This window comes from Rhizobium sp. L43 (assembly GCF_002531725.1).
Taxonomy (GTDB): domain Bacteria; phylum Pseudomonadota; class Alphaproteobacteria; order Rhizobiales; family Rhizobiaceae; genus Rhizobium.
Map to the genome: position 1 here is coordinate 29,971 of NZ_NWSQ01000024.1, position 13,638 is coordinate 43,608.

The 13,638-nt window shown below is 53.1% G+C and carries 16 protein-coding genes; 4 read left to right on the forward strand and 12 right to left on the reverse strand.

Annotation, left to right across the window (positions count from 1 at the left end; genetic code table 11):
• Positions 1-29: 29 nt before the first annotated feature.
• The 8 genes from CO667_RS26515 to CO667_RS26550 form a co-directional block, all read right to left on the reverse strand.
• The gene (locus tag CO667_RS26515; protein ID WP_097621254.1) at positions 30-1,556 is read right to left on the reverse strand and encodes a hypothetical protein; all 1,527 of its coding nucleotides are present in this window, start codon (positions 1,554-1,556) and stop codon (positions 30-32) included.
• On the reverse strand, positions 1,550-2,134 hold the full coding sequence (locus tag CO667_RS26520) for a hypothetical protein (protein ID WP_097621255.1): 585 nt from the start codon (positions 2,132-2,134) through the stop codon (positions 1,550-1,552). The genes CO667_RS26515 and CO667_RS26520 overlap by 7 nt, the downstream gene beginning before the upstream one ends.
• Entirely contained in the window at positions 2,134-2,484 is a 351-nt protein-coding gene (locus tag CO667_RS26525) for a hypothetical protein (protein ID WP_097621256.1), read from the reverse strand. The genes CO667_RS26520 and CO667_RS26525 overlap by 1 nt, the downstream gene beginning before the upstream one ends.
• Before the next feature lie 72 nt (positions 2,485-2,556).
• Positions 2,557-3,489, reverse strand: coding sequence for a DUF5309 family protein (locus CO667_RS26530; RefSeq protein WP_097621257.1), 933 nt, complete (start codon positions 3,487-3,489; stop codon positions 2,557-2,559).
• A gap of 16 nt (positions 3,490-3,505) precedes the next feature.
• A complete protein-coding gene (locus CO667_RS26535; protein ID WP_097621258.1) occupies positions 3,506-4,501 on the reverse strand; it encodes a hypothetical protein in 996 nt (331 codons plus the stop codon).
• Positions 4,502-4,566: 65 nt separating this feature from the next.
• Positions 4,567-4,818, reverse strand: coding sequence for a hypothetical protein (locus CO667_RS26540; RefSeq protein ID WP_097621259.1), 252 nt, complete (start codon positions 4,816-4,818; stop codon positions 4,567-4,569).
• Positions 4,819-4,827: 9 nt separating this feature from the next.
• Positions 4,828-7,059, reverse strand: a complete 2,232-nt coding sequence (locus tag CO667_RS26545; protein ID WP_097621260.1) for a hypothetical protein — start codon at positions 7,057-7,059, stop codon at positions 4,828-4,830.
• A gap of 157 nt (positions 7,060-7,216) precedes the next feature.
• The gene (locus CO667_RS26550; protein WP_097621261.1) at positions 7,217-8,617 is read right to left on the reverse strand and encodes a terminase family protein; all 1,401 of its coding nucleotides are present in this window, start codon (positions 8,615-8,617) and stop codon (positions 7,217-7,219) included.
• Between the two features lie 157 nt (positions 8,618-8,774).
• On the opposite strand from CO667_RS26550, the gene CO667_RS26555 reads away from it, so the two are divergent.
• Positions 8,775-9,062: a hypothetical protein gene (locus CO667_RS26555; RefSeq protein WP_097621262.1), complete on the forward strand. Its 288-nt coding sequence runs from the start codon at positions 8,775-8,777 to the stop codon at positions 9,060-9,062.
• Here CO667_RS26555 and CO667_RS26560 read toward each other — a convergent pair.
• Positions 9,059-9,517, reverse strand: a complete 459-nt coding sequence (locus tag CO667_RS26560) for a hypothetical protein (RefSeq protein ID WP_097621263.1) — start codon at positions 9,515-9,517, stop codon at positions 9,059-9,061. The genes CO667_RS26555 and CO667_RS26560 overlap by 4 nt on opposite strands.
• A 202-nt stretch (positions 9,518-9,719) precedes the next feature.
• Here CO667_RS26560 and CO667_RS26565 point away from each other — a divergent pair, with 202 nt between their 5' ends.
• Positions 9,720-10,034, forward strand: a complete 315-nt coding sequence (locus tag CO667_RS26565; protein WP_097621264.1) for a hypothetical protein — start codon at positions 9,720-9,722, stop codon at positions 10,032-10,034.
• 119 nt (positions 10,035-10,153) lie between these two features.
• Complete coding sequence (locus CO667_RS26570; RefSeq protein ID WP_097621265.1) at positions 10,154-10,534, forward strand: hypothetical protein; 381 nt, start codon at positions 10,154-10,156, stop codon at positions 10,532-10,534.
• A gap of 23 nt (positions 10,535-10,557) precedes the next feature.
• Here CO667_RS26570 and CO667_RS26575 read toward each other — a convergent pair whose 3' ends face one another.
• Complete coding sequence (locus tag CO667_RS26575) at positions 10,558-11,013, reverse strand: hypothetical protein (protein ID WP_097621266.1); 456 nt, start codon at positions 11,011-11,013, stop codon at positions 10,558-10,560.
• A 495-nt stretch (positions 11,014-11,508) separates the two neighbouring features.
• On the opposite strand from CO667_RS26575, the gene CO667_RS26580 reads away from it, so the two are divergent.
• On the forward strand, positions 11,509-11,967 hold the full coding sequence (locus tag CO667_RS26580) for a hypothetical protein (protein ID WP_097621267.1): 459 nt from the start codon (positions 11,509-11,511) through the stop codon (positions 11,965-11,967).
• A 411-nt stretch (positions 11,968-12,378) separates the two neighbouring features.
• Here CO667_RS26580 and CO667_RS26585 read toward each other — a convergent pair whose 3' ends face one another.
• Positions 12,379-12,762, reverse strand: a complete 384-nt coding sequence (locus CO667_RS26585) for a hypothetical protein (protein WP_097621268.1) — start codon at positions 12,760-12,762, stop codon at positions 12,379-12,381.
• Positions 12,763-12,865: 103 nt separating this feature from the next.
• Positions 12,866-13,483 carry a recombinase family protein gene (locus tag CO667_RS26590; protein ID WP_097621269.1) on the reverse strand — a complete coding sequence of 206 codons (618 nt, stop codon included), beginning with the start codon at positions 13,481-13,483 and terminating at the stop codon, positions 12,866-12,868.
• Positions 13,484-13,638 lie beyond the last annotated feature (155 nt).

Here is a 13,638-nt window from a genome sequence, read left to right on the forward strand (position 1 = left end):
TTTACCGGCTCCTTTCCGACTTCCCGTATTTACCGGAAGCCAGCAGGAACAGCGTCGTATTGGACACTGGAGGCCTGTTTGAAATCGCCCGTAAGTGTCAGGCGAATGCGATGGTATCGACCGCCCTGGCGGATGTTTGCCCAGCCGCTAGTGTTGGGTGCAGCCATCATACTCCACGAGATATCGCCCTTTGGAAGCAAGCGAGAGCCCACATTCACAGCAACCGAGCCGTTGCCATCGACAAACGGACGAACACGCAGAACGTTAGTGCGATCACCTTGAATTCTGGGGTTCATCGCCTGTAGCTGCTGGATAGTGAAGTATTCGGCGGACTCAATTGTGCCGGTGCGATTTGTGCCGGTGAACAGATAGATTGCGCCGGAAATCGACATGCCCGACAACTGACTGTTGCCACCTGCCCAAACCGGGCTATCGAAGGGCGCTGGCAAATTCTCGATTGTACCGAAGATATCCAGCTGCGCGATAGTCCAAGGCAGCGTCACGCTGTTGAACAGAAAGTCGATGCCTGTTTCTGCGTCCGCTTCTGTCCACTCACCTAGCGAGTAGTTGAAGATGAGCATCTTGTCGGGCGTACCGGCAATCGAGTCATTGCTGGAATAGCACCAGTAGATGAGTTTCTTGGCCGGATCAGCCGCCGCGCTCATGTACTTGTATTGGTCGGTGTTCACATAGCGCAGGAAGTATTTGTCTACGCTGCCCTCACCGATGCGCTTCAACTGCGAAGTGCCGTCGAACATGTACCAGCCATCATCACTGAGGAAGTAGGTCTTGCCCTCCACGGTGATGATACTTTCGGGAACTGCGCAGCCTTTATCGGTGATGATTTCGTCAAACTGCCAGATAAGCGGAGTTCCGACGTAGGTCATTTTCACAACGCTGTTGCGCGTGAAGATTGTCACGTCTTCACCGCCTACGATGCCCTGAATGACACCGGAACCGCCGTTGATGTCCTGAAAGTCTGCCTGTGTGGTGAGTGAGAAATCCCAACTCTGAGGCTGATCGAGACCGGACCAGCGAACACGATAGGGAATATCGCCGTCGAATGGATCATTAGTGTTTGCGACGACCACGAAGCCGCGAGCGTTGCAGATATGCTTTGCGCGAACAAGCGTGGTCAGGTCATCAAAACGCTCATCCTCGTTCATATCGATGTATTGAGGGTAATTGACGAAATTCGTGCCGATTACCCACGATCCGTACTTGGTGAAGTTCCATTTCTCTGTGCCCGTAGTGTACGGATCGGTTCGGGAAACATCCTGCCAAGAGAGGTCGCTGGGATTGATCTTGAACAAGCCCTCTGAGCAACCCGCATAAACGCGACCATTGCCGTTGATATCCTGACCGCTGATAGCGCCGAGAGGACGCGAAGGCAGCGAAGCATCGGAGAACAGACTAGCGCGCTGCATCGGCTCATAGGCAATCGAGCCATTGAGGGCGCCGAGCGCAGGCAACACGTTGCGAGCCACGGTCACGCCGGGATTGTTGAGCGCAGCAATGTCAGGACGCCATGGGCCGAAAACGCTATCGATTACCAATTCGACAACTCCTCAATGATGGTGTTGCCGGAAGCCGTCGCTAGTGTGTGATCACGTTGAACTGCGCTGAGAGCGTCGGAAGTGAGGTTCTTCTCTGCTTGTTCCGCATCAGGGTCTTTCAGCCAGTGATAGGCCTGTGCAAGCGAAGCGCGGAGATAGACTGTCGGGAAACGTGTAAGCAGCCAGTTCGTAGGATTTGTGTCGCTGAGAGCGGGCAGACGAGCGAAATAGTAGAGGTCCACCACATAATCGGTGGAAGGCACAGGGCGGATTTCCAACGTGTTGCCGGTGACGACATAGCCGAGTTCGCCCGTATTGAGGTTTGGATTGCGGAAACTCAGAGGCTTCGCATAGCAACCGTTGACGAGGATTGCGCGGCCTTCCTGATAGTCATCGGGTAACGTGGGAGACTGTCCAGCCAGCACGTTAAGTGTCTGCTTCTTCTCCATCAGGTAATGCTTGAGCAAAGGGCGCAGTGCTTCCTCTGCGAGTGTGATGCAGAGGTCCGCGGGTGCACCAGCACTGACGGTGTAGGAATCGATTGCGGAAATGAGATCGGAATAGGTTTGAAGGGCCATTAGACCCTCCAGTTGTTCGTGCGCAGTTTAGCGAAATCACCGTCATTGAGGCGGCGAGAAAGAGCCGCCTCATCGTGGGTGATCCCCTCGCGTTCCCACTCATAGTGGAGACCTAGAGGAACGCTGGCGATTTTGACCATTTCGCCGTGGCTACCAGTAGCGTTGAAATCGGATGCTTCGCGGGCGTTTCGTTCAAGCACGGCGCGGACGTTTTTCCACTCCGTGCGGATGATCATGCGGTCACCGTCGCGGGTGATGTAGACAGTCTTGTCTTCGTCATCTTCCCAAACAAGCGTACCATAAGGTACAAGATCACCGATTGTGTAATTCAAAGTTGTATCGCTGGACATAGGTCGCCTTTGTTCTTGTTTTTATTGGCGATAATAATGGGGCCAGTATTTTGCTGGCCCCATTTTAGTTCATTACTGGACGTCTGCGATCTTCGCGTTACCCTTTTCGTTCAGGCATTCCAGCGTGTACTCTTCGATCAACTGCTTGCGGTCGGAGTCACCCAACTTAGCAATATCGTTTGCCTTCATCGCGCGGAGAACCGCAACGTTCCAAAGCGACACGTCGAGGGCCAGAACAGTAGTTGTGCTCATCCAACGGTGAGGAATGATCTGCTGCTTACCGAAGTTGCCAACGTAGTAGTCAACAGCGCCAGTGATAGTCTTGTCTTTCGCCTGCTGCTGCTTTGTAGCGTTGCCGGTGAACTGAGAAATCTTCTCCTTCAGCGGGGCCGGAGCAAAAGTCTTAGTGACGTTACCGCCAGCGACCCAAGCCTTCTGGATGCCATCGAGATAGAGGGCTTCTGTGAGATTACGCAAAGTACCCGCCGTAACAGAGCCTACAGTGTTGCCGGAAAAACCAGCTGTAGAACCGCCTGCGCCGTGCAAAGCATTTGTCTTGATCCAAGCCTCTGCACCGCCGAGAGCACGAGGTGTAGAGCCGCTACCGGCATTGGATGCATGAGCAGAAGCGATGAGTGCTTCCTTGGAACGCTTCAGTTCGGCCATACCTTTAGCGACCTGATAGGGCATCATGTCCTTGATGCTCGCTACTTCAATCGCGCGGGCTGTACCAGCAACCTGAACTGTCTTTGTACGGATTTCCGTGTAGTTACCGAGACGAACCGGAGCAACTAGAGTTGCAGAAACGGCGTCTGCACCGTCAACAGCGCCTGCGCTGATGTCGATTGCGCCGAGTTCGTCCTGAGACCATTCGTGATACTTGCCGGAAGCCTTTGTGGAACCGATGGCATCGAGGATTGGGTGATCCTCCGGGCTGATGTCGCTAAGAACGTCAGAAAGGTCCTCGCGAGCCGTTGGGATTTGATATGTATTCAAAGTGGGCATTTTTGCCTTCTCCTTATTATTTTAGTCTGTGCATGAGAACTGCTGCGGCGTCTTCAAGACTGCCGGAGCGCTTAAGTGCTGCTTTGCTCTTCGCGTAAGCCGACTGAGAACCCTTTGTGCCAACCGGGGAAGAACCCGGCTTTGCTAGAAGTGGCTTTTCGTCCACGACCTTCACTGCCTTTGCCTTCTGTGCTTGCAGCTGATCAAACTGCATGGCTTTGTAGGCGATGCTGAAAAGTGTCGGGTTTGTCTCGCGACTGATCGCATCGGCTGGAATGCCCGCTTTGACGAGATATTCGCCTAGCGCGACGGCTTTGCCGGTTTCAGGTTTCGCTAGTTCAGGATGCATTTCGTGCAGGCGACGTTGACCATCGGCCAATGCCTGCTTGAAATAAACTTCCTGTCGAGCGACTTCCTGCTTTTCCAGTTCGGTGCGTTCGTGTCGAACTTTCGCAATCTGAGCATGACGTGCCGCCCAAAATTCCTTCTGCGCAATGTATTCGGCAGGATCATCCTGCGCCAACTGTGCCCAGTTCGGTTCTTGTGGGAGGTACGAGGCAATCGTGCTCTCCAAATTTCGGAGGTGTGCGATTGCTTGGCCGCGAATGTTGTCGACCTGGGTGTCTACGCCGCGTTCTTTTTCCGCAAGCGCTTGGGTCTTTCGCGTATAATCGGAGTATCGAAGGTTAGCCTCTTTCCACTGCTTGCCGGTGATTTTCTCGCCATCGATTTCGAAAACGAGGTCATCCGCAATCTTGATTGGGGCTACTTCGGCTACTGCCGCTTCATCTTCTTCCGTTTCTAGTCGCTCGTCCGAGTCCTCGAGGGATTGTTCGTCGGAGTTTTCGAATACGTCGTCGGACGGTGTTGAAGTCTCTTCGACTTCGTCCTCAGCACTTTCCGCATTCACATCGGTTGTAGCGTTGCCGCTGCCTAGAATACTTTCAATGCGCTTTGCCGCGTCTTCTAGCGACTGGCCAATTCCACTTTCGGAGTTGCTGGCTTCTTCCATTAGTTGCTCCTAATTTGTTGTTATTATTGTTATTTTGTTGTTCATTATTTAGCTAAAACGTAATTTTATTGCGCGTTGGCCGAATAGTGCTTGGATAGTTCAGCCTCGTTCATGTAACCGGCGAATTTGCCCTTCAACCGGTTGAGAACATCCAGTTCCAAACGGAGGCGTTCACGGCCTGCGACATCTTCAAGTGGGCTGGTAGACCACGCGTTGAACAGGTCTTTCATGACTGCTTCCCACGCGGCCTGATAAACAGGATCGCTACAAATGCGGTCGGCTTGCACGCCGCGCATGATGATTTCTTCGTCTGTCATTCCGCTCCCTTATTGCTGTGGTGGCATCTGCGGCATCTGAGGTGCCGGCTGCTGCTGTGGTTTCGGCTGCATCGCCGCGATCTGCGCAAAGCCGCGCTGTAGCGTGTCGCGCTGCGCTGCCTGCTGAGATTCAATGTGCGCGAGATCGACTTGGACCGCGTACTTTCCGGCAATCTCTGCTGCCTTCAAATCTGTGTCCGCTTCGTTCTTGTCGCGGATGCGGTCGTCTTCCATGTAAAGATCGAGCAGTTTCAGATCATTCTTTGCCTTGTCCGCTGCTGCCTTGCGCTGCGTCTCCGCTTGGAATGCCTGTGCCTGCAATTCCTCTGCCGATGGCTTGTCCTGCTTAGGCTGTGGAGGCGCCTTCGACGGATCGTTCACGAATGCCGACGAGTTCTTGAAACCGGCGTTTTCGAGCATCGCAACGACTGTGTTGTAGATGTTCTGTTCGGTCGCCAATGGGCTCTGCGCTGCAACAGCCTGTTGCTGTAGGCCGAGCATTTTCTCGTACATTGCCTGATTATAGTCGCGGTTCATGATGCCGAAGGCGACCGTCGTATTCATGTCCATATCTGGATTCCAGTTATCGACGGAGATCGGGACAAAGTTATTGGTCAACCGCTTGATGAGCGCTTCCGCACCTTCTGGATTGTTGCGGAGCAGATCGACGATAACACGGAACATGTAGCGATAGCCGGTGTCCGCGAAAAAGCGGATACTCAACTCTATGAGCAGCTGCATGGAGTTGCTGCGCTGGCTCAGGAAGGCCGAACTTGTTGACTGGAAATCCGCACCGGAAACAGCCATCATCGAGCCACCAACGCCGGTTGTGTAATCGATGTTCTGCTTGATCGCCTCGATGAACTGCATCGACGCTGCGCCATTATAAGGCGTATTGAGGAAACTGACCGCTGCGCTCGGATCGCCATCACTGCGGATGATCTTGCCGGGGTGCGGGTTCAACAGGTCATCGAAATTCGGAATAGCCTGCATGTTGACGACCTTCTGCGGGTTCACAGAGGCGTTCAGGCCGTCGATATTTGCGCGCATGATATTTGAGATCAAGCGCTGGTCGTCACCGATCTTGTCCGCAACGCCATGACCAAACAGCGTGTTGGGCAGCGGGAACGGGCAGTAGGCCGCATACGGGAAATATTCTGAAACCTCCTCAACGTTAAGGAGGACACCAGAATGCTCTATGTCGCCAGCGATGGTCAGGTGAACGTATTCGCGCCAACCGTCACCGTCGATATCCATTCGGGTATAAACTTCGTACAGATCGACCTTATCTTTGTTCTGGCGTCCTAGAGTAAAACCAACTTGCTTGGCACGCTCCTGAGCGATGCCGGTATCATCTCCGTCTGACCGCTCGATCAGATCCACCTTTTCTTTTTTGTGACCCATTTCGAGGAGCGCCGCGCGGTCAACGACACACTTATGGCCTTGGAGATCGGCCTTGATACCACCGGTCTGCTGGTCGAAGTCTGCGTCTTTGGATACGAAGAAATCCTCTGGCTTGATGTTCTTAATTGCCATCTGCCAGGTATTTTTACGACGGCGGATTTTGAGATCGCGGAGCATTGGCAGCTGCACGCCCATCTGTGTGAGCATTTCTGGGGTCAGTCCCTGCTGCACTGCTTCTGGTGGCAGCGGCGCCGGGTATGGTTCGCCAACGCGGTTGAGTATCTTCAAGTCACCGTCGTCTTTTTCATCTTCGGTGACATATTCGGCTAGTTGTTCTTCGGGGATGCCCTTGATGGTTTCCGGTGGACGCCAGCCCTTGTCCTGATGAAAACCGACGTGGACGACACCCAGACCGGTGATATTGCCGTTCTTCATCCACGGTGTGAGCATCGTGGCATGGGAATTGAGGTTCCGAACAATCGCGTTGACGACTGTCGTCATCTGCTGGGCGAGAGGAATGTCTTCGTCGTTCTTGGTGGTAAACTCGACAACCTTCGTTTGACTATCCAAGACCCGGAGTTGCTGTGCAGTGAGCCAGTCAACACGCTCGGCAACATCAGGACTGACATACTTGGAACGGCCCTTGAGCGGATCAGGCTTGCCGTCTTTTGCACGGTCCGAATCAAACAGTTCGCGATTGTAAAATTCGAGGCCGCGATCCTGCTTGTTAGCGATCGCGTCTTGCGAAAATCCAACGGCGTCTTGAACCTCTTTCGCGATATTGCTCAGGACTTCTTCGTCGCTCAGGGCCTTCGGTTCGGCCTTCTTGTTCGCCATTAATGCCTTTCACGGACACTTTGCGTGCCTCTAGTTCTTGGATCGCTCGACTAATCGCCGCTGTGGCGTTGTCGATCGCTGCGATCAGCGCGGAATTATCGTTTGTCATGGTTCGCTCCCTACTCCGCATATTTAGTCGGAGCGCCGGATTATCGGCTCATTCGTAAATGCCGAGACCGGGGTAATCGATTGGCTTCGACCAAGCCCAACCTTTCGCACCGCCAGTCTTTGTGCTTGCAAAGGTAAGACAAAGCGCGTCGGCCAAGTCCGGAGACTTTTTGTTGCGCTTGCGAATTTCCGGCTTGCTTTCGACTTTGATCTTGCCGCCGTTTTCGTAGTCGTAAAACGGGAGGGTCAATTCCTGCTGCAAGTCAGGATCATTCGGGATGGAAACTCCGCCTTCGATGAACCATTCGCGGCACATCCACCACAACTGGTCACGCATACGCGAATACAGTTGAGGATCGCGGGTCGGGCTACTCTGAGCCATGACCTTTCGGACCGGCACGCCCATGTTGAACAGCATTGTATAGACGCCATAGCCGGGGCCGTTCGCGTCAACGCAAATTTCGACAGGGCGCTGCTGAATTGGGGTGACGCGCCACTCATCGTAAACGGCCTGAGCCAACTGCACGGCATCGAGATTACCGAAATCGATAGGCTTTTCGGGAACCACGTTATCGTGACGTTTCACAAGAATTGATCGGTCCTTACCGCCACCGTTGGGATCGAGACCCCAAATGATAGGACTGTCAGCAGGTGCAACCGCGTCCTCGTTATTCATCGCTTCGATGACCGCTGAGGTTGGAATGACACCACTAGTCGAACCGATGGGAAACTCGCCCTCGACCATAACGCGGTACTGGTTTGTTCCCGCTCCACCATATAGAGCCGTGAACGCGGCCAACTTCGAAGGCGTCATATTGGGGTTGTCGGACATACGGCCATGCACCTTCGCCCATGCCTTGCTAATGTCCTTGTGTTCCCAAGTGTCGTAGAAAAAGCCGCTCGTGTAGGCAGGGTTTGAAACCACCACCAGTTTCGGATTTACGTCCGACATGATGTTCTCAAGATTCATGAAAACGACATTCGGGACGTCGGCGGCTTCGTCTACCAGAACGAAATTGTTGGTCGCATGAATACCGCGAACCGTACCCAAGTTGTCCTTGTTCGCCGCGCTGTAGGTGGCGAAGCACTCGTTGCGGCTTGAAATTCGATAGGCGCGTGATGGGGTGTACTCAAATTCCTCGGCAAGAGCCTTCGGAATGAGATTGTAAAGCATACCAACCTCGTTCCAGAGGTTGTCTTGAATTTGCTTCTCAGAGGGTCCGAAAATATTGACCTTCACATCGTTGAAGCAAAACAGCGCCCACCAGACCAGAATCGCCATGACGCGGGTCTTGCCGAAGCCAACACCGCCTTTGAATGTGATGTGGTCGTTTGCAATGAATTTCTCGAAGAATTCTAGCTGCTTTGGACGGAGGGCGTTTTGCCCTCCGAAAATAGTAGTCGCGAAAAACTGAGGGTCGTTTCTGAAAGCAGCGAGCAATTTCTGCATCTGCTGCGGAGTAATATTTGCCACAATACACCGAAGTTGTTTGAACTCCGATATTTATGGAAAACTTAGGAATTAACGTATTTCTGTTGTTTTTCTTGACCTTAGCGGAGTTTGGCTAAATCCTTAGAGCAGTTGTTACTTGCAAAAGGAGAGTTTTATGCTTCATCTAGGCTGGATCGGTACGATATTTTTACTGCTCGCCCTATACATGACATGTGAACACTGGTTCATGTTCTTCAAGGCGATCTGGTGGACGCTCAAGTGGATCGTCGGCCCGGTAGCGGGAATTGGCTTACTTTTATATGGAATGGCCCACAACACGCTGTGGGCAATGGTCATCGTCTACGCGTTTGATGCCGCTCTGCTGCTATTCGGCGCTTACATGGTCGTCTATTACTGCCTGATCAAAATGGGCTTGGCCAAGCCTGCACAGAAAGCCGATTAACTACGGCGACGAGGTTTGCGAACCGGGGCTCTATGCGGCTCCGGTTTTTCATCCTCTGGGCAATCGATGGGCGGGACGATGATAGCTGGCGGCTCTTGCGGATTTACCGCATCGGCTAGACCCTTGAGACTTGCTTCCGTTGGCAGTCGGGGTTTCTCCGACCAATTCTGAGCCATCCGCACGGCTCCTTCGGCCAATGACATTCCAATGATGCCGATGCCAAATGCAACGGCGTTGGTCGTTGAGAGATTGGTCGCATCTAGATTCATCCACTGCACAAACAGTGGTGTCAGGTAGACCGCGCAGAACGTTCCGACGAAACCACCTGAAATCTTCTCCCATTTGGAAGCACCCTTATTGAGCAGACTGCGGACGCCTGCCCCGGCTACACCAGCTACAAAATGGGTGGGATTGATGCCGATGGAGAGGAGAAACGCGGTAACAGATTCAAGCAAAGCGCACCGCCTGGAGCCACGTGTGCGCGGCGATGATTAGGTATTTTTTGAACATTCTGCCCTGTCCGATCCGTTTAGTAGTCGTCCCATATTTAATCGGAACAGGCGGAATGGAGGCTCAAATAGAAGCCAACCAGAAGCCAAAGTGTAAGAACGCACGGAAACAGCGCTTCCGCCTAAATATGGCTTTAGGGAGTGCTAAATGAGCAAAATTCGCTTCGTTATCGCGGGCGGTCACATGCGAGGTGAAATCCTCGGCCAGATCGAGAACAACCCGCAAAAGTCAGAACTAGAGAACATTCGGGATTGGGTAGAGCGCCGATACGGCGGCTGGATCACCAAGCACATGAGCGATGCATCGCCGTGGACATTCGTCTCCGTGGATTTCGAAACCACTGATAAGGGCGAGAAAGAATGCGTCTTCTACTTGGACTTCGAAAACCCGAATGATGAAGACGCCTTCATCCGCAACGTCGGTGGCAAGATCATTCCATCGGAGGTGCCGGATGACGAATGAGCGAAAGGAACTGCTAATCGAATTGCTCACCGAGTTCGTCAGTTCGAAGCGCGGCAAACCCCTGTCTTGGTGGATACCATTGCAACAAGCCACCGAGGCAGTGATTGAAGAGGTGAAGCGTGACCGATAAACCAAAAGTCGTCGGCAAGCCCTTCGCCAAAGGACAGTCGGGAAATTTGAATGGCCGACCCGCGATCCCACCGGAAGTGAAGGAAGCGGCAAAAGCGCATACGCTGCTGGCAATCGAAACCCTCGTGGACGTGATGAAAAACGGGAAGAACGAAGCGAGCCGCGTGAACAGTGCGGTTGCAATGCTGAATCGCGGATGGGGCGCACCCACACAGCAGGTTGATGTCGAACACACACATAAGCAGGATTGGTCAGCGCTGCTCAGCGCGTTGGACGCCCACAATGTGGCAAAAACCCTCACTCGGAGTGAAGCCCCGGTTATCGAAGGCAATGTTATTGAGGCCGAGCTGGTGAAGGACATAGAGGACTGAATGTCCTCTACAGAGGATACAGGCTAGCTAAGAATGCCGTAATCCTTGCCCTTTAGAATGTAACCGACACCCTTTTTGTTCTCGATTCCCAATTCTGGCCCTGCCCTCCACAGCATTGTCGAGAGAACCATTTCGGGATCTTTCCCCCATATCTTAATCCCCTGCCGGTCAAGGGACTTGTAGATTTCGCTGCGCGACAAAGGCTTGTCTGAATCCTCAAGCATCTGCCGTACGATCTTGGCAACCTTCTCCTTTGAAGGGTTGATTCTCACTTTGCCTTTGACGCGGAGAGTTATTTTTTTCGGCTTATCCACCTTTTCCACAACGGGCGACACAGTGAGCGAAAGTAGTTCACTGTATGTTCCTTCCATGTCGGAAATTGCCTTTTCGAGACTATCCAGCTGCGCCTTTGTCTTGTCTCGCTCTTCATATAATTGATTTAAAAGAGTTTTTAGCGATTCAGCAATATTGGACGTCATGACCGGGCTCCCCTATGTGTGTCGTGAATGTATGGGAATATTCCCGTTATTTCAATGACTTTATGGGAGAACGGTTGAAACCGGAATGTCCATCTTGCGCGGAATGGATTCCTTCGATACTCTTAATCATCTCTTAATGGGGTGGAGTTGTACGGGTCTGGAACCCAAAGGCTCCACCCCATTAAGAAATACCGAATGGCGAGTTAGAACCCAGAGGTGTCTCGCAAGCCATTCGGGGATACGGTCATGCCGAAGCAGACCTCTTTCTTGGCGGTTTGAGTCTAGCAAAGGCATCCGGTCTGGTCAAATGCGAGACATCCGATGGAGGGGCTTATGCCCTCTAAGATCTCTCGTGCATGCCATTGGGTACACTCTTATGTCCGCTTTCGGTTCGGCCGTCTCGAACACGTCAGGGCGCATTGGAGGTGCTGCGGCTAAGCACTAACTGGGGGTGGCGCGAATGCCACCTCCATCATTTTCAAAGGGTGCGAATAGATGATGCATGATTTCGCAAGGCGGCGGGACGCAAGAGAAACATTGGATCGGGTGTTCGCTGCAATGAGCGCTGCACCTGTTAGCAAGCAGCCGCCATCATTTTACTTCCTTGAGAGCCATCTCGAAAAATTAGAAATTTATGATCCTGAGAATGCAGAGCAGTGGGCGCAGCATTACGGCATGATCATCCGCCAGCTGGGCGAGTTCCAGACGCGTTCCCCGTACTGGCTCGCGTATGAGTGGGACAGCGGTTGGGGCAATCACGACTACATTATCAAGGTTCGCCAGCTGTACGGCGGCATTGACATGATCTGGTCCAACATCCTTGAAGGCACGAACTGGCGAAGAACGAATTTTATGTTCGTATGTTTTAGCGAATGGCCGCTCGCTAAACGCTTTCGCTTTGATCATGAAGCGGATGGAACCGACTATCGAATTGAACGGCGAACCAACGTCTGAAAAGTTTAAAAATCATATCAAATGGTTGGCGATGTATAGGACTTTTTAGAAGGGCAGGCAGGGGGGTCAAAGGGTGCGGTCCTGCTAGGAAAACAGTCGCTGGGACCAGTAGAGCCCCGTTCGCTACGGCCCTGCCCTCACACGCTGCACAGTAAGCGCCAAGCAGAAGCCAGCCAGTGATATGTCTGAGGTTCGGTAAGACACTAAGCCGTAGAGTCCAGCAGACATATCGTCCTTGCGCGTTAAGCCCTTGCTACACCAGCGTACAAAAACGTGCAGCGCGCCAGTCCTGAGGTAATCTGAGGACCCTCTGATAGCGCAGCGCTGCTTAGCCAGGCCATACGTTGCAGAGCATGGCAAAGCCCCCGGTTTCCCGAGGGCTTCCATCCACTTGCGCAAGTGGACTGCTGTTTACTTCTTCGCCTTCTTTGCACGTCCAGCCTTCAGCCGAGCCGACCGTTCAGCTGAGTGCTTGGCGATCACCGCTTGCAGTTTGTCATCAGCGGCGATTGCTTCCTTCGCTGCCGTCAGGATCGCAACCACTGCATCGAGATCAGCAGCGCGGAAGAGTTTCGAACCAGCGACCTCGAAAGCATTGCGACCGATCCGAACCACATAACCATCACGATCCTTGCGGAACCACAGCGACCGCGTTTTATGGGTTTTACCGTCCTTGACCTCACCAGCGAGTTTCACCTGTTGATCCAACTTGCTGTAGAAGATTTCCAGCGGGCTCTGCCCACCAACTACGCCTGCGGTTGCCGCTGATTTGAGAAGTTCCAGTGCGTTTGCCATTGTCTAGTTCCTTTCGATCTAGGCCTGCGTTATTGCCTGCCCACATCATCCGTCCAATAGCCTTTGATTACTCAGGGCAACCGAAGACTTCCTAAAAGTTGAATTATTTCAAACCGTTACGGCTTAGCAGTCGGACTACCTGCCCCGTACCCCATTGGGCACCACGTGGCGTCCGTATAGCGCGATCATTAAGTGCCTTAGCAATTGCTGCTGGACTGTCGATGCCGCTGTCTATGAGCCCCTGTAGGACTTCCGCTAGCGAATCCGCAAAGGTGTTTGCTTCCTCTACTCGGGCAGCATTTGTGCCCCATTCCTGCCCCCTCGCCCGCTTTGCTGCGATGGCAACCTTTGTCCGGTCCGCGATCATCTCGCGTTCCTTCTCCGCTACAGCTGCCATTATGTGGAACTGGAAGTTATCCGCGTTGGGCATGTCACAGGCTTTAATCGGAACCCCCGACTTGAGCAGACCGGATATGAAGTGAACATCGCGAGAAAGCCGGTCCAACTTTGCAATGACCAGCACGGCTTTATTTGCAGCTGCCAGCGCTAGGGCTTTTGCCAACTCGGGCCGATCATCACGCTTGCCAGATTCGACCTCTGTAAACTCGGCGAGCGGATCGCAACGAGTGTAATCGAGAACAGCGCGGCGTTGCGCTTCAAGCCCTAGACCGGACTTGCCCTGCTGTTGAGTGGAAACGCGGTAATAAGCAACGTATTGCATGACAACCTCTGACAATGAATGTGCGTTCTTTGTCTGCTGCCGAAAAAACTAAAGGGCGAGCGATCTTTTCGGTTGCCCTTTGCCCCGAGTGGAAATAACGCGCGTGAAGGTTTGGCCGGAAAGTCTGGCTCGTGCCAGGGCGGTGCGGCTGGATG